The following is a 24,659-nucleotide window of genomic DNA, read 5'->3' as shown; positions in this document are numbered from 1 at the left end:
CCGTGACCCGGACCACTCTCGAAGGGGGCTCCGTCGGCACCGCCGGCGGGGCCTCCCCGGCATCCCGCCGGCGCCGCCCCTTCCGTGGCCGCCACGCGCTGACGCTGCTGGCCTTCATGGCCCCGGCGATCGTGTTCGTGTGCTGGTTCACCTACTGGCCGATGCTGCAGGGCGCACGCATGGCCTTCCACGACTGGAACCTGTGGGATCTCACCTCCACCCCGTGGGTGGGTTTCGACAACTTCGTCACCGTCTTCCAAGACCCTGCCTTCCCGATCGTCGCCTGGAACTCCGTCCTGTGGGTCGTCGGCTCGCTCGTGCCTCAGCTCGTGATCGGCTTCCTGATCGCGCTCGCCCTGCGCAAGCGCTTCCGCTTCCGCGGGCTCTACCAGGCGCTCGTGTTCTTCCCGTGGGCCGTCTCGGGCTTCCTGATCGGGATGCTGTTCCGCTGGATGTTCAACGCCGAGTTCGGCGTCGTGAACGACCTGCTCATGAAGGCCGGCCTGATCGACGCCCCGCTGCCCTGGCTGGCGGATCCGAAGCTCGCGATGTTCGCGGTCATCGTCGCCAACATCTGGTACGGCGTGACCTTCTTCGCGATCATGATCCTCGCGGCTCTGCAGTCCGTGCCCGATGAGATGCTCGAGGCCGCGAGCCTCGACGGCGCAGGCAAGGTGCGTCAGCTGTTCTCGATCATCATCCCGTACATCTCGATGACGCTGCTGCTGACGATCCTGCTGCGCATCATCTGGATCTTCAACTTCCCCGACATCATCTACGCGATGACCAACGGCGGGCCGGCGAACCAGACCCACATCATCACGACGTGGATGATCAACTACACGCAGCAGGGCAACTACGGCATCGCGAGCGCCATCGGACTCATCGTCGTCGCGTTCCTGTTCGTGTTCTGCGCGTTCTACCTCATGGCGATGCGGAGGGTCCAGCGATGACCATCACCGGAACCACGGTCACCGAGACCCGGCGTCTCACCGTCCCCGACATCGCGAAGGCACCGCGTCCGAAGCGCAAGGCCTCGGTCGGCGGCGTCGTGCGCGTCGTCGGTCTCGCCCTCTGGCTCGTCATCACGCTCTTCCCGCTGTACTGGATCGCGCTGACGTCGTTCAAGTCGCCGGGAACGATCAACTCCTTCCCGATCGAGTACTGGCCCAGCGAGCCGTCGCTCGACAACTACGTGAGCCTGTTCGAGCAGAGCTCGTTCGGGGTCTTCCTCGGCAACTCGGCTCTCGTGGCGACGATCGCGGGTGCGGTCGCGACGCTCATCGCTCTGCTCAGCGCCTATGTGATCGCGCGCTTCGAGTTCCGCGGCAAGGGGACGGTGCTGGTGGCGTTCCTGCTCACGCAGATGATCCCCGCGTTCATCGCGCTGGGGCCGCTGTACTCGATGATGACCGACCTGGGCCTCGTCGACACCAAGCCCGGCCTGATCCTCGTGTACATCGCGGTCTGCATCCCGTTCTCCACGGTCATGCTGCGCGGTTTCTTCGAGAACGTGCCGGACGCGCTCGAAGAGGCGGCGATGATCGACGGATGCTCGCGCTTCGGCGCGCTGTTCCGGGTGCTCGTGCCGGTGATGACCCCGGGCATCATCGCGGCCTTCATCTTCAACTTCGTCAACTGCTGGAACGAGCTGTTCCTGTCGGTCGTGCTGATGAACACCGACGAGAACCGCACCGTGCCGTCGGCGCTGAACGGGTTCATCTCGACGTTCAACATCGACTGGGGCTCGATGAGCGCCGCAGCCGTGCTGACGATCCTGCCGACCATGGTGATGTTCGCACTCGCGAGCCGCTGGATCGTGCAGGGCCTGACCGCCGGCGCCGTCAAGGAGTAAGCGCATCCGGATATGACGAAGGCCGCCGCCCCTCAGGGACGGCGGCCTTCGTCATGCATCCGTCAGACCAGGCGGGCCTTCGGCGACACCGAGTACGTGGCCTCTGCATCGCGGTTGACCGTGTCGCCCAGTGCGGTGTCGATCGCCGCGAGCGTGTCGGCGTCGAGCGTCACGCCCGAGGCCTTGACCGTCTCGGCGAGCTGCTCGGGGCGCGAGGCTCCGACGAGAGCTGCGGCGACGTTCGGGTTCTGCAGCACCCAGGCGATCGCGAGCTGCGGCATCGACAGGCCGGCCTGCTCGGCGATCGGCTTGAGCTTCTGCACGGCGGTGAGGATGTCGTCCTGCAGGAACCCCTTGATGAAGTCGGAGCCGCTGTGCGGATCCGTCGCGCGGGAGCCCTCGGGAACCGGCTGACCCGGCAGGTACTTGCCCGACAGCACGCCCTGCGCCATCGGCGACCAGACGATCTGCGAGATGCCGAGCTCCTCCGATGCGGGCACGACCTTGCCCTCGATCACACGGTGCAGCATCGAGTACTGCGGCTGGTTCGAGATCAGCTGCACGCCGAGCTGCTTCGCGAGCGCATGCCCCTCGCGCAGCTGCTCGGCCGTCCACTCCGACACGCCGATGTAGAGGGCCTTGCCCTGGCGCACGACGTCGGCGAACGCCTGGAACGTCTCCTCGAGCGGGGTCTCGTAGTCGAAACGGTGCGCCTGGTAGAGGTCGACGTAGTCGGTGCCGAGGCGCGTCAGCGAGCCGTTGATCGATTCGAGGATGTGCTTGCGGCTCAGCCCGGTGTCGTTCGGACCCTTGGGGCCGGTCGGGAAGTAGACCTTCGTGAAGATCTCGAGACCCTCCCGGCGCTGACCCTCGAGCGCCTTGCCGAGCACGACCTCTGCCGCGGTGTTCGCGTAGGTGTCTGCGGTGTCGAATGTGGTGATGCCGGCGTCGAGCGCCGCGTGCACCGTCTTGACGGCGGCGTCGTCGCCGACCTGCGAAGCGTGCGTGACCCAGTTGCCGTAGGTGATCTCAGAGACCTTGAGACCGCTGTTGCCGAGATAGCGATAGTTGACCATGCCATAACGCTACCGGCCGTGGCAGACGCCGGGCCCGGATCTCCGTGACCGGTCTCAGACCGACGGACGTGAGGCCGGCTCCGGACGCGCACGCCCTCTCGCGAGTGTCGCCGCCAGGATCACCCCCACCGTCAGGGCTACCCCCGCGATCACGCTGACGACGAAGAACGGCATCACCCCCGGGAGGAAGATCCCGCCCGCCACCATGAAGGTGTCCGCCATCCCCATGCCGGGTCCGAAGGACGCGACGAAGAGCCCTGGCCCGCCCAACATCAGAACGCTGAGAAGCGTGATGGCCGGAATCGCGGGGTGTGCGCGAGCTCTCACCGCGATCGCGGCGACGACCACGGCGATCAGCGGGCCGATCGCGAGGATGGAGATCGTACTGGCCTCGTTCAGCGACTCTCCTGCACTGTGCATCTCGGCCTTGACCTCTGCGAGAGAGAGCCCTGGCGCCGCGGCAAGCGGTGTGAACACGAGGATCTGCAGTGCGGCCAGGCCGGCGTAGATGACCACGACGGCCACTCCGACCGTGGACACGATGATCGTCTGCCGCCGTCTTCTCATGCCGTCACGCTAAAGGCGCTCGCTGAGAGCAGCCCGATACTCCCGCCACGCGACACCGGTGCCACCCAGCGGGCATCCACCCGGCATGACCAGACGGCACCGACTGCAATCGGAACCAACGCTGCAGGCGGTCAGACGCGCGGTTCGACCAGCTGCTCCTGCTCGGCGAGCGTCTGCGCCTGGGCGCGCTTCTCGGCGAGCTCGCGCTCCTGCGCCGCGTCACGCTCTTCGGCGGCCTGCGCGGCCTCCTTGCGCTCGGCGCGGGTCTGCGGTTCGCCTGGTCCGGCATCCGCCTGGATCCCCTGCGACTGCACGGTGACGATCGCCGCGCGGTCGCGGAACCCCTCGGCGGTCACCTTGTCGAGCGCGACCTGCTTGCGGATCGCGACGGCCTTCTCGTAGAGCGACGGGTCGCCGTAGGAGGTGAGCACCTTCACGAGCACGGGCAGCAGCTCGATCATGAAGAACAGTGCGGCGATGAGGATGTGCGCCCACAGGATCGTCGGCTCCTTCTCGCTGAGCCTGTTCAGACCGCTGATCTGGCTGAGCAGACCGATCGCGCCCGCGTTGCCGGACGCCACCGATTCGGCGCGCGCGTTGTACGCGGCGAGCGCGGTGGCATAGCTGTCGCGCGCGGCGGGCAGCTGAGACTGCGCCTCTTCACGGTTCTGCGACTCCGACGTGCTGGTGTTCTCCTTCGCGGCGGTGCCCGCGGCTGCCAGCTCTTCGTTGGCGGTGCGCAGCTGCGCGGCGAGCGCGTCGTAGGTCTGCTGCGCCTCGGCGAGCTGGGCCTGGGCGGCATCCGAGCTCGCGCCCTCGCCGTTCACGCCGGTGCAGCCGGGAACCGTGCCTGCACCTTCGCCGGTGAGCTCGCACTGGTAGAGGACGCGGGCCTGGTCGATCACGGCCTGCTGCTCGGTCATCTTGGCCGTGAGGTCGTCGACCGTGGCCTGCGCGGCCGATTCGGTCGCCGACGACGAGTCGGTGCCGGCGACGATTCCGGTCGCCGCCTGGTTCTCGAGCTCGGCGACGCGGTCGGATGCGGCGTCGAGCGCCTTCTTCTCGGGGCCGGTCTCGAGTGCATCCTGGTCGGCCTGCGCCTGGGTGATGTTCGTCGAGGCGACCTCGCGCGCGATGTCGTTGTGGAAGATCTGCAGCACGAGCGGCTCGGCGACGACGAAGCCGATGATCGCGGCCATGATCACACGTGGGATCGCGAGGCCGATGAGCTTCCAGACGTTGCGGGTCGACGTCATGGTCGAGGTGAGGAAGCGATCGAGGTTGAAGATGATGAGCGCCCAGACGACCGCCAGCGGCACGGCCAGCCAGATCGCGGCCTGCACGCCCGTGGTCAGTGCGAACAGCATGGAGATCGCCGAGACCAGTGCGGTTCCGGCCAGCACGAAGAACATCTGCACGAAGCGCGGGGTCTCGCCGGGGACGCGGTCGAGGATCTCGCCCTCGGCTCCGCCGAGGATGGCGAGCTTGCGCAGACGCGACCCCGGCACGCGCGGTGCGCGCTCGCGCGGCTGACGCCGGGGCTTGGGCTCACGCACGGGACGGGCGGATGCCGCGGCATCCTGCTCCTGCTCCGGTGCATCGGGCACCTCGGGTGCCTGCTGCGGTTCCGGCAGATCGGCGCCCGTGGGCTCGTACGCGCGCAGGAAGTCGAGGTCGTCCGTGTCAGCGTTCGGGTCGCTGTCGAGGATGATCCGACCCTGCGAATCGAACCGTCCTGGGCGGTGAGCGGAATAGGGCATTCCGACAATCTACGAAATGTCGCCTGTGGAAAACGTGCACGAACCCTGTGTTTCCGCCTCCGCGGGCCTCGTCAGGGTCAGCGCGGCAGCATGCGGACGAGCGCATCGGCGCTCGCGGCGAGCGCGTCCTTGAGCGAGAAATGTCCGGCGGCGCACAGCGTTCCGAGTCCGTGCACGAGGCCCCACACTCCGGTGACGCTCTGCGCGTCGAGGCCCGCCGCCACGGACGCCTCCGACAGCAGCTGCTCGAGTTCATCGATCAGGGGGGCCATGGTCTCGCTCGGCTCACCGGGGATGCACACCGTCGGGTCGTAGATCACGTCGAAGCCGTGCGGATGCTCGACCGCGTAGCGGATGTACGCGGCACCGCCTTCGATCACGGCGGATGCGGAGTCCGGCGCCTCCTCGATCCCGCCGCGCACCGCGGCCACCAGGTCGGCCATGCTGCGCTCGGCGAGGACCTTGAGCAGACCGCGCCGGTCGGAGAAGTGGTGGTACGGGGCGTTATGGCTCACGTCGGCGGCGCGGGCCACCTCGCGCAGGCTGATCTCCCCCGCGGGCTTCTCGGCGAGCAGCTGCATCGCCGCCGCCTCGAGGGCGTGGGCGAGGTCACCGTGGTGATAGCCGGATCGGGAACTTGACACAAGCAACATTGTTGCTTATCTTGACAGTGTCCACCATTGCTTGACACTGTCAACATAGGAGCGCACATGTCATCCGCACTGATCATCGACGGCCACCCCGATGCCGGATCCCTCACCGCAGAACTGGCCCGACGCTATGCCGCCGCGCATGGCGACGCCCGTGTCCTCGCTCCGCGCGATCTCGACTTCGATCCGTCGCTGCGCTTCGGCTACCGCCGGCGCATGCAGCTCGAGCCCGACCTGATCGACGCGAAGCGCGCACTGGCCGAAGCGCGGACGGTCGTGGTGTTCACGCCGCTCTGGTGGGGGTCGGTGCCGGCGCTGCTGAAGGGCTTCTTCGATCGGGCCCTGCTGCCGCAGCAGGAGTACCGGTACTCGAAGCTCGGGATGCCCGAAGGCCTGTTGACGGCCGCGAACGGACGCCTGTTCCTGCTGGCGGACACCCCGTGGTTCCTCACGCCCTTCACCGGGCTCCCGGCGCAGACGCACGTCGCCCGCGGGACGATGAGGTTCTGCGGCATCCGCTCGGTGCGCACCACGCGGATGCTGGGCGTCAAGGACGCGAGCCCTGCGCGCATCGAGTCGTGGCTGTCGCGCGCCCAGACTCTCGGTCGCCGCGACGGCCTTCGCGATCGCGCCAACGACCCTCAGGCCATGGCGGCGGAGGCAGCCTCGTCTTCGGTCGTCGCGACGAGCTGACCGCACGCACCGTCGATCTCCTTGCCGCGAGTGTCGCGGAGGGTCGTCGGGATGCCTGCGTCGTTGAGGCGGCGCACGAACTCGTTCTGCACCGAGGGCTCGGACGACGTCCAGATCGAGCCGGGCGTCGGGTTCAGCGGGATCGGGTTGACGTGCACCCAGCCGCGGCCGCGCTCGTTGAGCTTGTCGGCGAGCAGGTCGGCGCGCCAGGCGTGGTCGTTCATGTCCTTGATCAGCGCGTACTCGATCGAGACACGGCGGCCGGTCTTGGCGTAGTAGTCGTAGGCGGCGTCGAGCGCCTCGTCGACCTTCCAGCGCGAGTTCACCGGGATGAGCTCGTCACGCAGGTGGTCATCCGGTGCGTGCAGCGACAGCGCGAAGGTGACGGGGATGCCCTCGTCGGCGAGCTTCTTGATGGCCGGCACGAGTCCGACCGTCGACACCGTGATGCCGCGCGCGCTCATGCCCAGGCCGTCGGGCTGGGGCGCGACCATCGAGCGCACCGCGTCCATCACGCGCTTGTAGTTGGCGAGCGGCTCACCCATGCCCATGAAGACGATGTTCGACACGCGCTCCATCGAGTGGTCGTCGGCCTTCTTGCCGCCGAGACCGCCCTCGGCGATCAGGCGGTTGGCGCGGACGATCTGCTCGATGATCTCGGCGGTCGACATGTTGCGGGTGAGCCCCGCCTGGCCGGTGGCGCAGAACGGGCAGTTCATGCCGCACCCGGCCTGCGACGAGACGCACAGGGTGATGCGGCCCGGGTAGCGCATGAGCACCGACTCGACCAGCGCGCCGTCGTGCAGACGCCAGAGGAACTTGATCGTGTCGCCGCGGTCGGTCTCCAGGCGGCGCACCTCGGTGAGCAGCGGCGGCAGCATGCCGGCGACGAGCTGCTCGCGGGTGTCGGCCGGAAGATCCGTCATCTCCGCGGCATCCGACGTGTAGTGCCGGAAGTAGTGGGTCGAGAGCTGCTTCGCGCGGAAGCCGGGCAGGCCGAGCTCCTTGACCTTCTCGACGCGCTCGGCGGGCGTGAGGTCGGCGAGATGCACCGGCGGCTTGCCGCGCTTCGGGCTCGCGAACTGCAGCAGCGGCCGCCCCTCGGCATCCTTCTGCTGCGTCCATCCCTCGGTCGCAGGACGCACCTGCGGGGTGCCGGTCGAGCGGACTGCCCCCGAACGGGACGACGCGGGTGCCGTGGCGGGGCGCGTCTCGCGCGTGCGGGGAGTCTCGGTCATACCTCCAGGGTACGCGGTGCCGGGTGGGAAGCGCCTGGGGCGCCGGCCCCGGCGTCCCTAGACTGACCCCATGGACATCATCATCGCTGTCGGCGCGGTCATCGCAGCTGTCGTCGTGGGCGTGGTGATCATCGGCGCCGCACTGCGATCGATGCGCCCGAAGGCACCGGAGCCGCACGTGTTCACCCCGTCGCCGACGATGGCCCGATCCGTGGCATCCGCTTCGACGTCGACCGCCTCGGCATCGCAGCTGACGCCTGCGGTGATCGCCGAGATCGATCGTCTCGTCGCCGCCGGGCAGAAGATCCATGCGATCAAGCTCTACCGGCAGCACACGGGCGTGCGCCTGCAGGAGGCCAAGGACCGGATCGACCACTGGTCCGTCAGCACCACGGCACCGCACCTCGCGGCCGTCTCGAACGCCTCGGCCGCCCACTCGTCGATCACGGCGACGCCGTCGTCGGTGCGGGGCGCGCTGCCGGCATCCGTCGCCTCCGAGGTCGACCGGCTCATCGCCGCCGAGCAGAAGATCCAGGCGATCAAGCTGGTCAGGGAGCACACCGGGCTCGGCCTCAAGCAGGCGAAGGACGTCGTCGAGGCCTGGCCACACCCGCGCCACTTGTAGTTACAGGCTGCGGTCGGGGAGAATGGAGCCGATCCCCCATCGAAGGAGTCTTCGCCATGCCCGACCGCCTCTCCCGCGCCCGTTCCGCCGGCGTCCTCGCCGTCTTGCGCGCACCCTCGCCCGAGCTCGCACTCGAGGCGTCCGAGGCGATCATCCGCGGTGGCGTGACCGGCATCGAGGTCACCTTCTCGACCCCGACGCCCCCGCGGTGATCCGCGAACTCATCGCGCGCCACGGCGACGCGGCCTACATCGGCGCGGGCACAGTGACGACTGCCGAGCAGGCCGCCCTCGCCGCCGATGCCGGTGCGGAGTTCCTCGTCAGCCCCGGAACCCTGCCCGCTCTGACCCGAGCGATGCTCGAGACCGGCCGCGTCGTCATGACAGGTGCCATGACCCCGACCGAGGTCATGGGCGCGCTCGAGCTCGGCGTCGACGTGGTCAAGATCTTCCCCGCGTCCCTCGGCGGGCCCTCGTACCTCGGCGCGCTGCGCGGACCGTTCCCGGATGCTCCGCTGATGCCGACGGGAGGCGTCAGCCCCGACAACCTCGCCGACTGGTTCCGCGCCGGAGCCGTGGCGGTCGGAGCGGGCGGCGACCTCGCGAACGGCGCCTCGCTCGCTGCATCCGACTGGGCCGACATCGAACAGCGCTCGGCCCGCTTCGCCGCGGCGCTCGCTGCGACCCGCAGCTGAGTCGGCCGATGACCCGGTGATCGAACTCGCACCCCTCGCCTGGGCGGCGCTCGGCCTCGCCGCCGTCACGATCGGCATCTCGAAGACCGCGCTCCCCGGCGGCAGCATCCTGGCCATCGCACTGTTCGCGACCGTGCTCCCCGCGCGCACGTCGACCGCCGCCATGCTCCTGCTGCTCATCGTCGGCGACGTGTTCGCGTTGATCACCTATCGCCGCCACGCGCACTGGCCGACGCTGCTGCGCCTCGCGCCCGCCGTGCTCGCGGGACTGCTGGCCGGCTTCGCATTCCTCGCGCTCGCGGGCGACGGCATCGTGCGTCGGGCGATCGGCGTGATCCTGCTGGCGATGATCGCAGTCACCCTGTGGCGGCGATGGCGGCAGGACCGGGCGGATGCCGCGTCGCCCGCACCGGGAGGCATCGTGCTCTCGGGCGTCTACGGCACTCTCGGTGGCTTCACGACCATGGTCGCCAATGCGGGCGGACCCGTGATGTCGATGTACTTCCTCGCCACCCGCACGCCCGTGCAGGTGTTCCTCGGCACCTCGGCCTGGTTCTTCGCGATCATCAACCTCGTGAAGATCCCGTTCCTCGCGGGCCTCGGCCTCTTCGAGGGCCACGTGCTGCTCATGGATGCCGTGCTCGCGCCGCTCGTGGTGCTCGGCGCTCTGGGCGGCATCCGCCTCGCGAAGCGCATGAACCAGGTGCTGTTCGACCGCATCGTGATCGTGCTGACGATCGCCGGTGCCGTCTACCTGCCGTTCTGACCGTCTGCTCCCCGCGGCACGACCGCCTCAGTCGAGGAAGATGTCGGGGAACAGCCGGTCGTCGGGAGTGCCGGGGACGGCGGCGTAATGCGAGAAGTCGGTCACGCCGTCGGCCTCGAGCACGTCCTCGACGATCAGGGTCTGACCGGTGTACTCGGCCGCGGGCTTGAGCAGCACCGCGTAGGCGGCGTCGGCGTAGATGTCGGGCGTGCGGCTCGCCGCCATGACCTTGTCGCCGCCGAGCAGGTTCTGCACCGCGGCGGTGGCGATGGTGGTGCGCGGCCACAGGGTGTTGGCGGCGATGCCGTCGCGGGCGAACTCCGCGGCAAGGCCGAGCGTGACCATCGTCATGCCGAACTTCGCGAGCGTGTATCCGGTGTGCGCACCGAGCCACTTCGGCGTGGGGTTCAGGGGCGGCGACAGCGACAGGATGTGGGGGTTCTCGGCGTCCTTGAGGATCGGCACCGCCGCGCGCGAGAGCATGAACGTGCCGCGGACGTTCACGTCCTGCATCAGGTCATACTTCTTCGCGCCGAGGTCGAGCGAGCGCGAGAGGTCGATGACGCTGGCGTTGTTGATGACGATGTCGATGCCGCCGAACTCGCCCTGCGTCTTGAGCACGGCCTCGGTGATGTCGTCGTCGTCGCGCACGTCCCCGACGATCGGCAGCGCCTGACCGCCCGCCGCCCTGATCTGGTCGGCGGCCGTGTGCACCGTTCCCTCGAGCTTCGGATGCGGGGTGTCGGTCTTCGCCAGCATCGCGATGTTCGCGCCGTCAGCCGCGGCACGCAGTGCGATCGCGAGTCCGATGCCGCGGCTGCCGCCGGACATCAGGATGGTCTTGCCTGCCAGTGACATGGATTCTCCTTGGAGCGTCGGGGCTTCGGGACTTCGGGGTTCGGGCTTACTTCGGTGCCATGCGGATCGCGCCGTCGAGGCGGATCGTCTCGCCGTTGAGGTAGCCGTTCTCGACGATCTGCTGCACGAGAGAGGCGTACTCGTCGGGGCGTCCGAGACGCGAGGGGAACGGCACCTGCTGGCCCAGCGAGTCCTGCGCCGCCTGCGGCAGGCCCATCAGCATCGGGGTCTCCATGATGCCGGGAGCGATCGTGCAGACGCGGATGCCGTAACGAGCGAGCTCGCGAGCGACGGGAAGCGTCATGGCGTGCACGCCGCCCTTCGAGGCCGAGTATGCCGGCTGGCCGATCTGCCCGTCGAAAGCGGCTACGCTCGCGGTGTTCACGATGACACCACGGTCGCCGGTGTCGGTCGCGTCGTTCTTCGCGATCACGGCGGAGGCCTGCGACAAGACATTGAAGGTGCCGACGAGGTTGATGCGGACGATGCGCTCGAAGTCGGCGAGCACGGCCGGGTTGCCCTCGCGGTCGAGCACCTTCGCCGGCGGGGCGATGCCCGCGCAGTTGACGACGATCCGCAGCGGAGCGGCGGCCTGCGCTGCGGCCACGGCGGCAGCGGCATCCTCAGCGCTCGTGACGTCTCCGCCCGAGAACACCCCGCCGAGGTCGGACGCGATCTCGGCACCGGCCGACGAGGGCAGGTCGAGGATGGTGACGACGGCGCCGGCGGCGGCGAGCGTCCGCGCGGTGGCGAGGCCCAGACCGGACGCACCGCCGGTGATGAGAGCACTCGAGCCCTGGATCTGCATGCGGTTCTCCTTCGAAACGTGTGCGACTCAGTGTCAGTTTAGCTGATTCCGAGTTTCAGGCGACACATCGCCAGAGGCCTCGCGACGGTGTCGACCCCGAGCCTACGCCGCGCACGTCGAAGGGGCGGGGCCATGACGGCCCCGCCCCTTCGGAATGACTCGCGAGATCAGACCTGGATCTGCGCGGCGATGCCCTTCAGCTTGTGGCGTGCGAGCGCGAGGTTCGCCGACGCACTGTTGAGCACGAGGTAGATGAAGAGCCCGCTCGCACCGGTCGTGTTGAGCACGTTGATCAGGTGATACTGCGAGCTCAGGGTGATGAGGATGTCGTCGATCTCATCCGTGATGCCGAGGTCGCGCATCGTCGCCAGCTTGGCGCGCACGACGTTCGAGTTGCCCGCGGCGGCGATCCCCAGGTCGAATGAGGGGTTGCCGCCCTGGGCGAGTGCCATTCCGCTGCCGTAGTCGACGATCGCGGCGCCGGTGGCGCCCTCGATGGCCAGCAGCTGCTGCAGGGCGTCGTCAAGTGAACTCATGTTGTACTGCTCCTCTATGGTGATGCGTGTGCTCTCGACGCCGGCGTCAGGTGCCTGTGCGGATGCCGGAACGTCGCCGCTCCAGATCCACTCGACGAACTGGTCGAGATCCCGTTCGCCGGATTCCTGCGACGAGATCGCCGGAGCCTTCGGCAGCCCGACCGCGGTAGCGTGAGCGGCATCGGAATCGGCACCGGGTGCGACCTCGGGAGCCGCGGATGCGGACGAGGAGGCATCGGCATCGCTGCCCTGCCGCCGCCACCACTGTGACCGGGACGAAACGCGCACGAAGACCTCTGATGTGTCGAGTGGGATGGATGATGCGGCCGCCGACGGCGACCGCGACTGAGACTAACCGCGTCTCGCCACCCGGAGCCGGAAAAATACACGCATACCGATATACGTTCGAACATGAGATGAGCGCCCCATGAGCATCCCCTCCACGACGACGGAGATCCCGCCGATCGTGCGGTCACTGGCCGCGGGCGCCACGCTCACGCCGGTATGGCTGAACGGCATCGGCGGGCTCACCTTTCGCACCGACGACGGGCGCTACATCAAGTGGGGCCCGCATGACGCCGAGGCGAACATGCGGGACGAAGCGGAGCGGATGCGGTGGGCACGGCGTTGGATCGCGGTTCCCGAGGTGATCGATCAGGGTGAGGACGCCACGCACGAGTGGCTCGTCACGGCTGCACTCCCGGGCCGCAGCGCTGTGGACCCCCGATGGATCGACGACCCCGAGACCGCCGTACGCGCGGTCGGAACCGCGCTGCGCGCGATGCACGACTCGCTGCCCGTCGAGCAGTGCCCCTGGACCTGGAGCCCCGCATGGAGGATCGCGAACGCGGTCGAGCGCGGCGTCACGGTGCCGGCCGACCTGCACGAGCCGCCACCGGTCGAGAAGCTGGTGGTCTGCCACGGCGACGCGTGCATGCCGAACACGCTGCTCGACGACTACGGCCGCCCGATCGCGCACGTCGACCTCGCCGCGCTCGGCGCAGCCGACCGCTGGTCGGACATCGCCGTCGCCTCCATGAGCACGACGTGGAACTTCGGTGCGGGGTGGGAGGACACGCTCATCGAGGCGTATGGCGTCGCGCCCGACCGGGATCGGCTCGAGTACTACCGCCGACTCTGGAACGAGACCTGAGACTCGACTCAGTCGGTCGGCGAGGCGTCCTCGTGCACGGCCACTCGGATCTCCGAGATCCGGCGACGATCGACGGCCGTCACGCGGATCGTCGCACCGGGCACCTCGACCGAATCACCGACCACCGCGAGGCGGCCGAGCGTCTCGGTGACGAAGCCCGCGACCGTGTCCGATGCGCCACGGGGCAGCGCGATCCCGGTGATCTCGGCGAAGTCCTGCAGATTGAGGCGGCCGTCGAGTGCGCCGCCGGCGTCCGGCATCCGGTCCTCCGTGTCGTACTCGTCGAAGATCTCGCCCACGACCTCTTCGACGAGGTCCTCGAGCGTCACGATGCCGTCGGTGCCGCCGTACTCGTCGACCACGACGGCGATCTGGTGACCGGCCGCCCGCATGCGGGTCAGGGTGGGTAGCACGCCCGCGGTCGAGGGCACGTACTCGACGGGACGCATGAGTCCGAGCACCGCGCGCGTCGCGTCGTCGGCGGCGGCCTCGAAGAGGTCGCGCACATGCACGAAGCCCACGATGTCGTCGAGCGAGGCGTCGATCACCGGGTACCGCGAGAACGGCAGCTCGCGCACGTCCGCGATGGCCTCGGCGAGCGTCGCGGCGCCGTCGAGCGCGACGACCTCGGGACGGGGCCGCATGACCTCGCTCACCTGACGTCCGCGCAGCGACAGCACGTCGTCGAGGATGCGTCGCTCGTCGTCGGGGAGGCTCTGATGCGTCGCGACGATGTCGCGCAGCTCCTCCTCGCTGAGCTCGTCCGCCGCCTTGTGCGGGTCGCCGCCCAGCAGACGCACGACCGCATTCGTCGACACCGACAGCAGCCAGATGACCGGCCTCATGACCACGGCGAAGCCGTCGAGCACCGGCGCGACGGCATACGCGAACTGGGCGTTGCGCTGGATCGCGAGCCGCTTGGGCACGAGCTCGCCGAGCACGAGCGACAGGTAGGCGATCACGAGCGTCAGCAGCACGGTCGAGAGGGTGAGAGCCAGCGGAGCGGCGACCCCGAGGTTCTCGAGCAGAGGCGCGACCGACGGGGCGATCGAGGTCGCACCGTAGGCGGCCGAGGCGAAGCCGGCGACCGTCACGCCGATCTGCACCGCCGAGAGGAAGGTGTTCGGGTTGCGAGCCAGGCTCGCGACCTTCTCGCCTCGTCTGCCACGAGCAGCGATCGCATTGATCTGACTCTCACGCAACGTGACGAGGGCCATCTCCGTCGCGGCGAACACGCCGCCGACGAGGACGAACACGAACACCAGAGCGATGTTCACCGCGAGGTCGCCCATCAGCGGGTCACCTCACGAGGTGCGGGGGTGCCCGAGGTCATTCGGGCGCCGGGTCTGTCGGGGTCTGCGGACGCGTCGGAGCGGCGCGACTGGTTCACGAGTGTTCCTTCTGGATGTCGGTGGTGAGCGGTGCAGAGCTGGACGGATCAGGAGTATCGAGCGCGTCGCGCTTGTCGTCGCGTCGCGTCTTCATGAGGCTCGCGACGGTGGCGACGGCGATCGTCGCGCCGATGAAGACGAGCGAGAACCAGATCGGGATCTCAGGCGCCCACAGCATCGGCTCGCCGCCGTTGATGAACGGAAGCTCGTTGACGTGCATCGCGTGCAGCACGAGCTTGACGCCGATGAACGCGAGGATGACCGCGAGGCCCTGCGCGAGGTACACGAGGCGCTGCAGCAGGCCGCCGATGAGGAAGTACAGCTGGCGCAGGCCCATGAGGGCGAAGGCGTTGGCCGTGAAGACGATGTAGGCCTCTTCGGTCAGACCGTAGATGGCGGGGATCGAGTCGACTGCGAAGATCAGGTCGACGAAGCCGATCGCGATGATCACGAGGAACATCGGCGTGAAGAATCGCTTGCCGTCGCGCTGCACGGTCAGGCGGTCGCCGTTGTACTCGTCGCTCACCGGCAGGATACGGCGCACGAAGCGCATGAATCGGCCGTTGGCCGGGTTGTGGTCGCCCTGTGCGAACGCCTGGCGGTAGGCCAGGAACAGCAGCAGCGCACCGAAGAGGTAGAAGATCCAGGAGAAGTTCTCGATCAGCGTGGCGCCGAGCGCGATGAATCCACCGCGCATGATGAGCGCGATGACGATGCCGATCATCAGCACCTTCTGCTGATAGATGCGCGGCACGGCGAAGCCGGTCATCACGATGAGGAAGACGAAGAGGTTGTCGATCGACAGCGCCTTCTCGGTCAGGTACCCGGCGAAGTACTCACCGCCGTACGTCCAGCCCGACACGGTGCCGATGCCGACGCCGAACAGCAGGGCCAGACCGATGTAGAACGCCGACCAGCGGGCGGACTCGCCGATGGTGGGCTCATGGGGCTTTCGCACGTGCGCGAAGAACTCGTACACGAAGAAGGCGATCGTGACGGCGATCGTGATGATCCACACGAGGGGGGTGATGTTCAAGGAGGTCTCCAGAAGACGAGGCGTGACGAGGTCGACGCCAAGGTCTTCTCCATCCTCGAGAACGAGGACCGGGGACCCGGGATGCAGGGACATCCGTAATGACGAGCCGCCCGTGGTGGAGTACTCCCCTTGGGTTCACTCGATGCTAGCGAATACATCGGCATTCCAGCTATGAGAAAGCTGAGTGGATGCTTCCGGTTCCGGTGGTTCGGGCGGCGATGTCAGGTCGTGGGCTCGTCAGGCGGTCGGGCCGAGGATGAAGTTCCACGCACCCGTGAGCACCGCCGCCGCGATCGCCACCGCCGGGATCACCGCCGCGACGATGACCAGCGCCGTGTCGCGTCGGTCCCACCTCGACTCCCGCGCCCACGAACGCGGTGCCGCACCGCCGAAGCCGCGAGCCTCCATGGCCGTCGCCAGCGACGATCCACGACGGATCGCCAGCACGAACAGCGCGAACGCCATGCCGAGCGCACGACGGACCCGCCCCTCGTCGGCCACCCCGCGCGCACGCCGCGCGAGAAGAGCGCCCGCCAGTCGTCGACGAGCAGGCCCAGCATCCGCATCCCCGCGAGCGCGCCGACGACGAATCGCGCAGGCAGCCTCACCCGCTGCGCCAGGTCGTCGGCGAGGTCGGTGGGGTCGACCGTGATGAAGAGCACCACCGCGGGGAGTCCGATCGCGAGCACGCGCACGGCGGTCGCCGCAGCGAGCGCGAGCGACCCGTCGCTGATGCGCACGACGAGCCACTCGACATGCACGGTGCCGCTGGTCGCGCCGTAGAGAGCGATCGTGACCGCACTGAGCGGCGCCGCGATCCACAGCACCGCGGTGCGGGTCCAGAACTCCTTCGCGCGCAGGCCTGCGAGCACGAGCAGAGGGATCTCGAGCAGCAGGGCGACGGATGCCGACACCACGTCGATCGTCAGCACGAGGGGCAGGGCGATGAGAAGCGCCGCGATGAGTTTCGCGAGGGCCGAGCGCGGGGCGATCGGACCGGATCGTTCGACGCGGGCGGTCAGCGGATCGATCATCGTCCCACCTCGATGCGCCGAGCGTGCAGAGCCTCGAGCACGGCCTCGTCATGACTGATCGCCACGATCGCCGTGCCCTCGTCGCGCAGACGTGCGATCAGGCCGACGAGTTCGGCCCAGGTCGTCGCATCCTGCCCGAAGGTGGGCTCGTCGAGCACCAGCATCCGGGGCCGCGTGGCGAGGGCGGCGGCGACCGTGAGCCGCCGCTTCTCTCCGCCCGACAGGGTGTAGGGATTGGCTGCGGCGAGCGAGGTGAGCCGCAGCCTTTCGAGCAGGTCGTCGACTCGGGAGGCGATCTCGGCGTCCGGCAGCTTCAAGGCCCGCGGCCCGACCGACAGCTCGTCGCGCACGGTCTTGGCGAGCAGCTGGTGCTCGGGCGTCTGCATGACCGACGCGATGCGCGTGAGCAGGGCGCGCGACGACCAGTGGATGGGATCGGGCTTCTCTCCGGCGGCGAGGGGCGGCAGAGCGGCGACCCGACCTTCTTCGACCGGGATCAATCCCGCGAGCGTGAGCCCGAGCGTCGATTTGCCTGCGCCGTTCGCACCGGTGACCCCGAGCACCTCTCCGGCGCGCACATCGACGTCGAACGGACCGGCGACGGCGAGCCCGCGCCTGCGAGACACAGTGAGACCACGGGCCTCCAGCAGCGTCGCTCCCGGCCGCTGCGCCGGTGCGGGCGGGACGGCGGGCGGGTGCCCGGGAACCCAGACACCGGATGCCGCGAGCTCCGCGCCCCGAGCGCCCAGGACCGCGTCCGGGCTCCCGTCGGCGAGCACGACTGTGCCATCGGGCTCGGCGCCGAGCACGATCACCCGGGTCACGAGCGGCAGCCAGATGTCGATGCGATGCTCGATGACCACGAGGGTCGCACTCGTCGCATCGAGGGCGGCGGCCACGGCATCCCGTACGTCCCGCACCCCCTCGGGGTCGAGGTTCGCCGTCGGTTCGTCGAGCAGGATGGCACCCGGTCGCATCGCGAGCACGCCGGCGAGGGCGAGGCGCTGCTTCTGACCGCCCGACAGCGCGGCCGTGGATCGATCGAGGTCGACGTCGAGCTCTACGGCGTCCAGCGCCGCGCGCACCCGCTGCCAGATCTCGTCTCGGGGTACGCCGAGGTTCTCGCAGCCGAAGGCGACGTCGTCGCCGACCCTCGCGAGGATCGTCTGCGTATCGGGATCCTGCAGGACCATCCCGACCCGACCCCGGGCGTCGGTGGGCGGCACGCCGTCGACGAGCAGCGCACCGTGCGTCTCGCCCTCATCCGCACCGCCGAGCACCCCACCGAACCCCTGGAGCAGCGTCGACTTGCCCGAGCCGGAGGCGCCGAGCAGCAGCACCCGCTCCCCCGGCTCGATGCGCAGGTCGACGTCGCGCACCGCCCAGCGCCGTCGCGTCGCGTACCGCCACCCCCAGCCACGGGCTTCGAGGGTGGCGGGCGTCGTGAGCGAGCTCACACCCGTGCGGTGACCTCGCGGCCGGCGGCGAACCGGCTGAGGGCGCCCGTGGCGGCGAGTCCTCGGGCGATCAGCCACGCCCCGAGCCCGGCGATGACCGCACCCGAGATGGTCGTCGAGACGATGTAGACGCTCGTGAAGAGCGTGTCGGCGCCGGCGTACCAGAGGATGCGGTCGTTGATGCCGCAGGCGAGACCCGCGCCGGCACCAGCCAGCATCGCGACAGGCAGCCGCCAGACGCCGTACAGGAAGATCAGGAACACCAGCTCTGCGCCGAGACCCTGCACAAGGCCCGAGACGATCGTGAGCGGGCCCCACGCGTTGCCGACGAGTGCTGAGATGATCGCGGCGACCAGCTCGGTGTACAGAGCGGCACCGGGCTTGCGGATGATCAGGCCGCCGAGCACTCCGGCGATCAGCCAGGGGCCAGCGAGCAGGCCCTGAACACCGGGGAGCAGCGGCGTCAGGATGCTGCTCGGCACCTCGTAGCCGACGTTCCAGAGCAGGAAGATCATCGCGCATGCGACGGCGATGACACTCGCCACGACGATGTCGACGACCCGCCAGCGCCAGAGCTGCGGGCGACCGAGGCCCGTCGATGACTGCGTGGCCGATGCCGATCCCGTGGTGGATCCGGACGTGGATGTACTCATCTGTGACTCCTCCCTGCGCTGGCATGACCCAGATCAGGTTCGACGGTCGAAGCGCGATTCGCTCCCTCTCAGCCCGGCTCGCCGGACTCCCGTGGTTGTACCCACGATCTTACCCAGAGGCGACACCCCGCGTCCTCTCCCGCTGCAGCGACACGGATCCCCGCACGAGTTCGGTACCGTGAGGAGGTGACCGCTCCCGATTCCGCCGAGGCCACCGCCTCCGCCGTTCCTGCGGATGACGACGTCTCTGCGATCTTCACTCCTGAGGCGACTCCCCCGCGCAGTGGGCGGAGGAAGACAGCGGCGGCACTCCCTGACGTGGGTCGACCCGGTCGACGTGGCCCAGCACCCGGCGACCGACGCGCTCGATGACGCGCCGGCCGTGGAGAGCGGCGGTGCGCTGCTGACCGGAGCGCACCTGCGCCCGGCGATCGCCCGGCCCGGCGTGCTGGTGCCGCTCGGCGTCGTCGTCGGCTTGCTCGGCACCTACGCCGGATCGGCCATGCTGTGGCCGTTGCACGAGGTCGCGCCGACGGTTCAGGCCGTCGAACTCGCCCCCGTCGCGGCGCCCGCTGCCGCGATCACCTTCCCTGCCCAGGGAAGCGCTGCCGTGGGGATCGGCGGCATCGGTACGACGTCGTCGTCGCTCGACGCTGCGGCGATCGCAAGCGTCACCAAGGTCGTCTCGAGCTTGATGGTGCTCGAGCGGATGCCCCTCGCCGTGGGCGAGCAGGGCCCCGAGTTCTCGTTCACGCGGGCCGACAACCTGGCCTACTGGGACTATCGCCTCTCCGACCAGTCCGCGCTCGACGTGCCCGTGGGCGGCACTCTCACCGAGTTCCAGCTCCTCCAGGGAACGCTGCTCGGATCGGCCAACAACTACATCGACCGGCTCTCCGCGGAGATCTGGGGTTCCCCGTCGTCGTTCACCGCCGCAGCAGCGGTGTGGCTGCGCGACCGTGGTCTCGACGACATCACGATCATCACTCCGTCGGGCTTCGACGACCGCAACCGGGCCACACCCGAGTCGCTCGTCGCGTTGGCCGAGATCGCGATGCAGAACCCCGTCTTCGCCGGCATCGTCGGAACTCCGTCGGTCGATCTTCCGGGTGCGGGCACGGTGGTGAACACGAACGGGATGCTGGCGGACCCCGGCGTCGTCGGCGTCAAGACCGGCACGCTCGGCGACAGCTGGAACCTGTTGACCGCGAAGGTCGTCACTGTCGACGACACGACTGTGCATCTGTACGCGTCGGTTCTCGGTCAGGCCGACGACGCGCAGCGCCTCACGGAGACCCGTTCGCTGTTCACGCAGGTCGAGACGGCGCTGGAGCAGCAGACTCCCGCCGTCGCCGAGGGCACGGTCGTCGGCACCGTCACCACGGCGTGGGGCGCGAGCACCGATGTCGTCACTGATGCGGATGCCGATGTGGTCCTGTGGAACGGCGCCGTCGCCGAGGCCTCGACGGACTTCTCACTCGGCGACAACCGCGAAGCGGGCGACGAGGTCGGCACGATGACGAGCGTCGGGCCGTTGAACACGGTGACGACGTCGCTGTCGCTCGCCGACGATGTCGATGCCCCGAGCCCGTGGTGGCGGCTGACCCACCCCTCGAACTCCTCGGCATCACGGCCGACCAGCGCTGACGCGTCGTCCCTCCAGCGAAAGCCCGACGGACGCAGAACGCCTCGCCTCCCGGGATTCGGGAGGCGAGGCGTTCTGTCACTTCAGGGGCTCTGTCGCTTCAGGCGCTCTGGCGCTTCAGGCGCGTGAGGAGCCTCCGGCATCCGGCCGTTCGACCACTGCCTGCGCGGCCGCTGCCTCGGCAGCGGGAGTCTGCGCCCCCACCGAGACGCCGACCTGTGCCGACGCAGCCGCGTCTTCGGCGTCGCCGCTCATGACGACCGGAGTCGAGCCGGTGAGCGCGTCCTCTGCGTCGATGTCGGTCGCCGCCTGTTCGAACTGCGACTGGTAGAGGCGCCAGTAGGCGCCCTGCGCGGCGATGAGCTCGTCGTGCGTGCCCTTCTCGACGATGTCTCCGTGCTCCATCACGAGGATGAGGTCGGCATCGCGGATGGTCGACAGGCGGTGCGCGATCACGAACGACGTGCGTCCCTGTCGAAGCGCCGCCATCGCGTGCTGCAGCAACAGCTCGGTGCGGGTGTCGACCGCCGACGTGGCCTCATCGAGGATCAGGATCGACGGCTGGGCCACGAACGCTCGCGCGATCGTGATCAGCTGTCGCTCGCCCGCCGAGACGTTCGACGCGTCTTCGTCGAGCACGGTGTCGTAGCCCTCGGGGAGGGCATGCACGAAGCGATCCACGTAGGTCGCCTTCGCCGCTTCGAGAACCTCGTCGTCGGTCGCGGTCGAGCGTCCGTACCGGATGTTCTCGCGGATGCTCCCGGCGAACAGCCACGGGTCCTGCAGGACCATGCCGGTGCGAGAGCGCAGCTGGTCACGCGTGACCTCGGAGATGTCCTGACCGTCGAGCAGGATGCGCCCGCCGTTCAGTTCGTAGAACCGCATGATGAGGTTGACGAGAGTGGTCTTGCCCGCTCCCGTCGGACCGACGATCGCGACCGTCTGACCGGGCTCGACCCGGAACGAGAGGTCGGTGATCAGCGGACGGTCGGGAGTGTACGAGAACGCGACGTTCTCGAACTCCACGACGCCCTTGCCGTCGGCGAGCTTCGGAGCATCCGCGTCGTCCGCTTCCTGCTCTTCGGTGTCGAGGAGCTCGAACACCCGCTCGGCCGATGCCGTGCCGGACTGCACGACGGCCGCCATCCCACCGAGCTCGGACAGCGGCTGCGTGAACTGCTGCGAGTACTGGATGAACGCCTGCACGTCTCCGAGACGCAGCTGCCCGTTGGCGACCATGAGACCGCCGAGCACCGCGATGCCCACGTAGGTGAGGCTGCCGACGAAGGTCATCGCCGGCATGATGATGCCGGAGAGGAACTGCGCCTTGAAGCTGGCCTGGAACAGCTCCTCGTTCTCGCCCTGGAACTTCTCCAGCGCGTCCTGCTCGCGACCGAAGACCTTGACCAGCGCGTGACCGGAGAAGGCCTCTTCGACGCGAGCGTTCAGACGGCCGACCTTGCGCCACTGCGTGCCGAAGGCCTTCTGCGAGCGAGGGCCGATGACGCCGAAGATCACACCCATGAGCGGGAGCGCCACGAGCGCGACGAGAGCGAGCTGCCAGGAGATCGAGAACATCAGGACCAGCACGCCCACGACCGTGAGTACGGCCGTGATCGCGCCGGACAGCGACTGCTGCATGGTCTGGGTGATGTTGTCGATGTCGTTCGTCACGCGCGAGATCAGATCACCGCGCTGCACCTTGTCGAAGTACGACAGGGGCAGACGGTTGATCTTCGCCTCGACCTGCTCGCGCAGACGCCACATGGTGCGGACCATGATGACGTTGATGACGTAACCCTGGATCCAGCTGAGGAAGGCGGCGGTGACATAGATCGCCAGCACGGCGATGATGATCCACCGCAGCGCGTCGAAGTCGACACCGTCACCGACACGGAAGGCGCCGAGGGCCTCGACCTGATTGGCGAAGTCGTCCTGCCCTCCCTGGCGGAGTGCCGCGACGACATCGTCCTGCGGAGTGCCGGCGGGGAACCCGGGGAAGTCCCCGTTCGCCTGCGCGAGCTGCACGGAGATGAAGCCCTTGTAGATGAGGTTCGTGGCCTCACCGAGCACCTTCGGCGCCGCGACCGTGAGCACGACGCCGACGGCGCCGGCGATCGACACCAGGATGAACCAGACGGCCGACGGCTTGAGCAGCCCGATCATCCGGCTGAAGCTCTTGCCGAAGTTGTCGGCCTTTCCGGGAGCGACGCTGTCCCAGCCGCCGCCGTCCTGGCGCGCCTTCTCGGCGAGCTCGGCCTCGTACTTCTCTTCGTCTGTCAGCGCCGGCTCGACCGCAGTGGTCGTGTCCGCCGCCTTGGCCGCGCGACCGCGGCGGGTCCGGGGAGCGTCCTGCTCGCTCATGCGTCTACCCCCAGCTGCGATTCGACGATCTCTCGGTAGGTCGTACTGGTCTCGAGAAGCTCCTCGTGCGTGCCGACGCCGACCATGGTGCCCCCTTCGAGGACGACGATGCGGTCCGCATCGGTGATGGATGAGACGCGCTGCGCGACCACGATCTTGGTCACGTGCGGCAGTTCACGCCACAGCGCCTGCCTCAGTCGGGCGTCGGTGGTGAGGTCGAGCGCGGAGAACGAGTCGTCGAAGACCAGGATCTGCGGTTGACGGACGATCGCGCGGGCGATCGCCAGGCGCTGACGCTGACCGCCCGAGACGTTGGTGCCGCCCTGGGTGATCCTCGAGTCGAGCCCCTGGGGCATCTCCTCGACGAAGTCGCGTCCCTGAGCGATCTCCAGCGCATGCCAGAGCTCTTCATCGGTCGCGTCCTCGCGACCGTACCGGAGGTTCGAGGCCACCGTTCCGGTGAAGAGGAACGGACGCTGCGGAACGAGGCCGATGGTCGCCCACAGCGACTCGACGTCGGCATCGCGCACATCGGCGCCGCCGACGAAGACGGCTCCGCCGGAGACGTCGAAGAGTCGTGGGATCAACGACACGAGGGTCGTCTTGCCGGCACCGGTCGATCCGACGATCGCCACCGTCTCGCCGGGCTCGGCCGCGAAGCTGATGCCCTTGAGAACGGGAGAGTCGGCGCCCGGGTAGGTGAACTCGACGCCGTCGAAGGCGACCGAACCGGGTGTCGGGAAGTCGGTCACGCCGTCGGCCGGCCGCACCATGCTCGACTGCGTCTCGAGCACCTCGCCGATGCGCTCGGCCGACACTGCCGCGCGCGGGATCATGATCGCCATGAAGCTGGCCATGATGACGCCGCCCATGATCTGGCCGATGTACTGCATGAAGGCGAAGATCGTGCCGACCTGCACCGTGCCGCTGTTGACCTCGATGCCGCCGAACCACACGACCGCGACGATCGTGACGTTGAGGATGAGCATGAACAGCGGGAACAGCAGGACGAACAGCGAGCCGACCTTGCGGCCGACCACCATGATGTCGGTGTTGGCACCGCGGAAGCGCTCTTCTTCGATGCCCTCTCGGACGAAGGCACGGACCACGCGCACGCCGGTGAGCTGCTCGCGCAGCACGCGGTTCACGGTGTCGAGCTTGCCCTGGTAGCTGCGGAACAGCGGAACCATGCGGCTGACGACGAGACCGGCGACGATCAGCAGCAGCGGGACGGACACGGCGATGAGCCAGCTCAGGCCGATGTTCGTCTGCATGGCGAAGATGATGCCGCCGATCGCGAGCAGCGGCGCGGTGACGAGCATCGTCGCGCCCATCATCGCGAGCATCTGCACCTGCTGCACGTCGTTCGTGTTGCGCGTGATGAGCGAGCCGGCGCCGAACTGCGACACCTCTCGCTCGGAGAATCCGCTGACCTTGGCGAAGACGTCGGCACGGATGTCGCGCCCCGCACCCATCGACGCGCGAGCCGCGAAGTAGGTCGCGATGACCGACGCGATGATCTGGCCGAGCGAGACGGCGAGCATGAAGAGCCCGGTGCGCCAGATGTAGGCGGTGTCGGACTGGGCCACGCCCTTGTTGATGATGTCTTCGTTCAGGCGCGGGAGGTAGAGGGTGGCCAGAGCGCTGGCGAATTGGAACACCAGCACGGCGACGAGCAGCCACTTATAGCGGGCGAGATAACGGAGGAGGATTTTTCCCAGCACAGGCGGACTTTCTAGGAAGGATGAATCGGCGGATCTCCCGACGGGCGGACGCAGGCCGACGATCGCGCACATGCAA

24 protein-coding genes and 1 riboswitch are annotated in these 24,659 nt (G+C 68.5%); of the genes, 9 read left to right on the top strand and 15 right to left on the bottom strand.

The window, feature by feature from the left end:
- Positions 1 to 2: 2 nt before the first annotated feature.
- Positions 3 to 953 carry a carbohydrate ABC transporter permease gene (locus tag ACZZ93_RS12980; RefSeq protein ID WP_053097971.1) on the top strand — a complete coding sequence of 317 codons (951 nt, stop codon included), beginning with the start codon at positions 3 to 5 and terminating at the stop codon, positions 951 to 953.
- Positions 950 to 1,855, top strand: coding sequence for a carbohydrate ABC transporter permease (locus tag ACZZ93_RS12975; protein WP_222839501.1), 906 nt, complete (start codon positions 950 to 952; stop codon positions 1,853 to 1,855). Before ACZZ93_RS12980 ends, ACZZ93_RS12975 begins: the two co-directional genes overlap by 4 nt.
- A 62-nt stretch (positions 1,856 to 1,917) precedes the next feature.
- Here the strand turns inward: ACZZ93_RS12975 and ACZZ93_RS12970 are convergent, their stop codons facing one another.
- The 4 genes from ACZZ93_RS12970 to ACZZ93_RS12955 all read right to left on the bottom strand — a co-directional run bounded on the left by ACZZ93_RS12970 (position 1,918) and on the right by ACZZ93_RS12955 (position 5,902).
- Complete coding sequence (locus tag ACZZ93_RS12970; protein ID WP_053097972.1) at positions 1,918 to 2,931, bottom strand: aldo/keto reductase family protein; 1,014 nt, start codon at positions 2,929 to 2,931, stop codon at positions 1,918 to 1,920.
- A 54-nt stretch (positions 2,932 to 2,985) separates the two neighbouring features.
- Positions 2,986 to 3,498, bottom strand: coding sequence for a hypothetical protein (locus tag ACZZ93_RS12965; RefSeq protein ID WP_295105388.1), 513 nt, complete (start codon positions 3,496 to 3,498; stop codon positions 2,986 to 2,988).
- 131 nt (positions 3,499 to 3,629) lie between these two features.
- Positions 3,630 to 5,258, bottom strand: a complete 1,629-nt coding sequence (locus ACZZ93_RS12960) for a DUF4407 domain-containing protein (RefSeq protein ID WP_463511254.1) — start codon at positions 5,256 to 5,258, stop codon at positions 3,630 to 3,632.
- A gap of 77 nt (positions 5,259 to 5,335) precedes the next feature.
- Entirely contained in the window at positions 5,336 to 5,902 is a 567-nt protein-coding gene (locus ACZZ93_RS12955; protein ID WP_056280495.1) for a TetR/AcrR family transcriptional regulator, read from the bottom strand.
- Positions 5,903 to 5,968: 66 nt separating this feature from the next.
- Between ACZZ93_RS12955 and ACZZ93_RS12950 the strand changes: the two genes are divergently transcribed.
- Entirely contained in the window at positions 5,969 to 6,601 is a 633-nt protein-coding gene (locus ACZZ93_RS12950) for an NAD(P)H-dependent oxidoreductase (RefSeq protein ID WP_463511253.1), read from the top strand.
- On the opposite strand, the gene rlmN is transcribed toward ACZZ93_RS12950, so the two are convergent.
- Entirely contained in the window at positions 6,550 to 7,839 is a 1,290-nt protein-coding gene (gene rlmN / locus ACZZ93_RS12945; protein ID WP_171821948.1) for a dual-specificity RNA methyltransferase RlmN, read from the bottom strand. The two genes, ACZZ93_RS12950 and rlmN, sit on opposite strands and share 52 nt — an antisense overlap.
- 70 nt (positions 7,840 to 7,909) lie before the next feature.
- Between rlmN and ACZZ93_RS12940 the strand changes: the two genes are divergently transcribed.
- Genes ACZZ93_RS12940 through ACZZ93_RS12925 form a run of 4 tightly spaced genes read left to right on the top strand, consistent with a single transcriptional unit; the run spans position 7,910 to position 9,924 of the window.
- Positions 7,910 to 8,464 (top strand): ribosomal protein L7/L12, encoded by a 555-nt coding sequence (locus tag ACZZ93_RS12940; RefSeq protein ID WP_463511252.1) that lies wholly within the window; start codon positions 7,910 to 7,912, stop codon positions 8,462 to 8,464.
- A 56-nt stretch (positions 8,465 to 8,520) separates the two neighbouring features.
- On the top strand, positions 8,521 to 8,676 hold the full coding sequence (locus ACZZ93_RS12935) for a hypothetical protein (RefSeq protein WP_463511251.1): 156 nt from the start codon (positions 8,521 to 8,523) through the stop codon (positions 8,674 to 8,676).
- Complete coding sequence (locus tag ACZZ93_RS12930; protein WP_463511250.1) at positions 8,673 to 9,158, top strand: bifunctional 4-hydroxy-2-oxoglutarate aldolase/2-dehydro-3-deoxy-phosphogluconate aldolase; 486 nt, start codon at positions 8,673 to 8,675, stop codon at positions 9,156 to 9,158. The genes ACZZ93_RS12935 and ACZZ93_RS12930 overlap by 4 nt, the downstream gene beginning before the upstream one ends.
- Positions 9,159 to 9,174: 16 nt before the next feature.
- Positions 9,175 to 9,924, top strand: a complete 750-nt coding sequence (locus tag ACZZ93_RS12925; protein WP_463511249.1) for a sulfite exporter TauE/SafE family protein — start codon at positions 9,175 to 9,177, stop codon at positions 9,922 to 9,924.
- Positions 9,925 to 9,951: 27 nt separating this feature from the next.
- On the opposite strand, the gene ACZZ93_RS12920 is transcribed toward ACZZ93_RS12925, so the two are convergent.
- From ACZZ93_RS12920 to ACZZ93_RS12910, 3 genes are all read right to left on the bottom strand, one after another.
- Positions 9,952 to 10,782 (bottom strand): SDR family oxidoreductase, encoded by an 831-nt coding sequence (locus tag ACZZ93_RS12920; RefSeq protein WP_053097980.1) that lies wholly within the window; start codon positions 10,780 to 10,782, stop codon positions 9,952 to 9,954.
- 46 nt (positions 10,783 to 10,828) lie between these two features.
- Complete coding sequence (locus tag ACZZ93_RS12915) at positions 10,829 to 11,590, bottom strand: SDR family NAD(P)-dependent oxidoreductase (RefSeq protein ID WP_056280483.1); 762 nt, start codon at positions 11,588 to 11,590, stop codon at positions 10,829 to 10,831.
- Between the two features lie 167 nt (positions 11,591 to 11,757).
- Positions 11,758 to 12,414: a hypothetical protein gene (locus ACZZ93_RS12910; RefSeq protein ID WP_463511248.1), complete on the bottom strand. Its 657-nt coding sequence runs from the start codon at positions 12,412 to 12,414 to the stop codon at positions 11,758 to 11,760.
- A gap of 139 nt (positions 12,415 to 12,553) precedes the next feature.
- Here ACZZ93_RS12910 and ACZZ93_RS12905 point away from each other — a divergent pair, with 139 nt between their 5' ends.
- Positions 12,554 to 13,279, top strand: coding sequence for a phosphotransferase (locus tag ACZZ93_RS12905; RefSeq protein ID WP_463511247.1), 726 nt, complete (start codon positions 12,554 to 12,556; stop codon positions 13,277 to 13,279).
- An 8-nt stretch (positions 13,280 to 13,287) separates the two neighbouring features.
- Here the strand turns inward: ACZZ93_RS12905 and ACZZ93_RS12900 are convergent, their stop codons facing one another.
- From ACZZ93_RS12900 to ACZZ93_RS12880, 5 genes are all read right to left on the bottom strand, one after another.
- A complete protein-coding gene (locus ACZZ93_RS12900) occupies positions 13,288 to 14,571 on the bottom strand; it encodes a hemolysin family protein (RefSeq protein ID WP_463511246.1) in 1,284 nt (427 codons plus the stop codon).
- A 94-nt stretch (positions 14,572 to 14,665) separates the two neighbouring features.
- A complete protein-coding gene (locus ACZZ93_RS12895) occupies positions 14,666 to 15,706 on the bottom strand; it encodes a TerC family protein (RefSeq protein WP_463511245.1) in 1,041 nt (346 codons plus the stop codon).
- 308 nt (positions 15,707 to 16,014) lie between these two features.
- Positions 16,015 to 16,740, bottom strand: a complete 726-nt coding sequence (locus ACZZ93_RS12890) for an energy-coupling factor transporter transmembrane component T family protein (protein WP_463511244.1) — start codon at positions 16,738 to 16,740, stop codon at positions 16,015 to 16,017.
- Positions 16,737 to 18,197 (bottom strand): ABC transporter ATP-binding protein, encoded by a 1,461-nt coding sequence (locus ACZZ93_RS12885; RefSeq protein WP_463511243.1) that lies wholly within the window; start codon positions 18,195 to 18,197, stop codon positions 16,737 to 16,739. Before ACZZ93_RS12885 ends, ACZZ93_RS12890 begins: the two co-directional genes overlap by 4 nt.
- The gene (locus tag ACZZ93_RS12880) at positions 18,194 to 18,850 is read right to left on the bottom strand and encodes an ECF transporter S component (protein ID WP_053097984.1); all 657 of its coding nucleotides are present in this window, start codon (positions 18,848 to 18,850) and stop codon (positions 18,194 to 18,196) included. The genes ACZZ93_RS12885 and ACZZ93_RS12880 overlap by 4 nt, the downstream gene beginning before the upstream one ends.
- A riboswitch (TPP riboswitch) is annotated at positions 18,844 to 18,953 on the bottom strand. It overlaps the preceding gene by 7 nt.
- 234 nt (positions 18,954 to 19,187) lie before the next feature.
- On the opposite strand from ACZZ93_RS12880, the gene ACZZ93_RS12875 reads away from it, so the two are divergent.
- On the top strand, positions 19,188 to 20,624 hold the full coding sequence (locus ACZZ93_RS12875; RefSeq protein WP_463511242.1) for a D-alanyl-D-alanine carboxypeptidase family protein: 1,437 nt from the start codon (positions 19,188 to 19,190) through the stop codon (positions 20,622 to 20,624).
- Here ACZZ93_RS12875 and ACZZ93_RS12870 read toward each other — a convergent pair.
- Both ACZZ93_RS12870 and ACZZ93_RS12865 read right to left on the bottom strand, forming a co-directional pair.
- On the bottom strand, positions 20,613 to 22,859 hold the full coding sequence (locus tag ACZZ93_RS12870; protein WP_320488966.1) for an ABC transporter ATP-binding protein: 2,247 nt from the start codon (positions 22,857 to 22,859) through the stop codon (positions 20,613 to 20,615). The genes ACZZ93_RS12875 and ACZZ93_RS12870 overlap by 12 nt on opposite strands.
- A complete protein-coding gene (locus ACZZ93_RS12865) occupies positions 22,856 to 24,583 on the bottom strand; it encodes an ABC transporter ATP-binding protein (protein ID WP_463511241.1) in 1,728 nt (575 codons plus the stop codon). The genes ACZZ93_RS12870 and ACZZ93_RS12865 overlap by 4 nt, the downstream gene beginning before the upstream one ends.
- Positions 24,584 to 24,659 lie beyond the last annotated feature (76 nt).

The sequence above is a fragment of the Microbacterium sp. AC026 genome, assembly GCF_979258475.1.
Note: the sequence above shows the minus strand (reverse complement) of the source record. Positions and strands in the feature narration are given on the sequence as shown.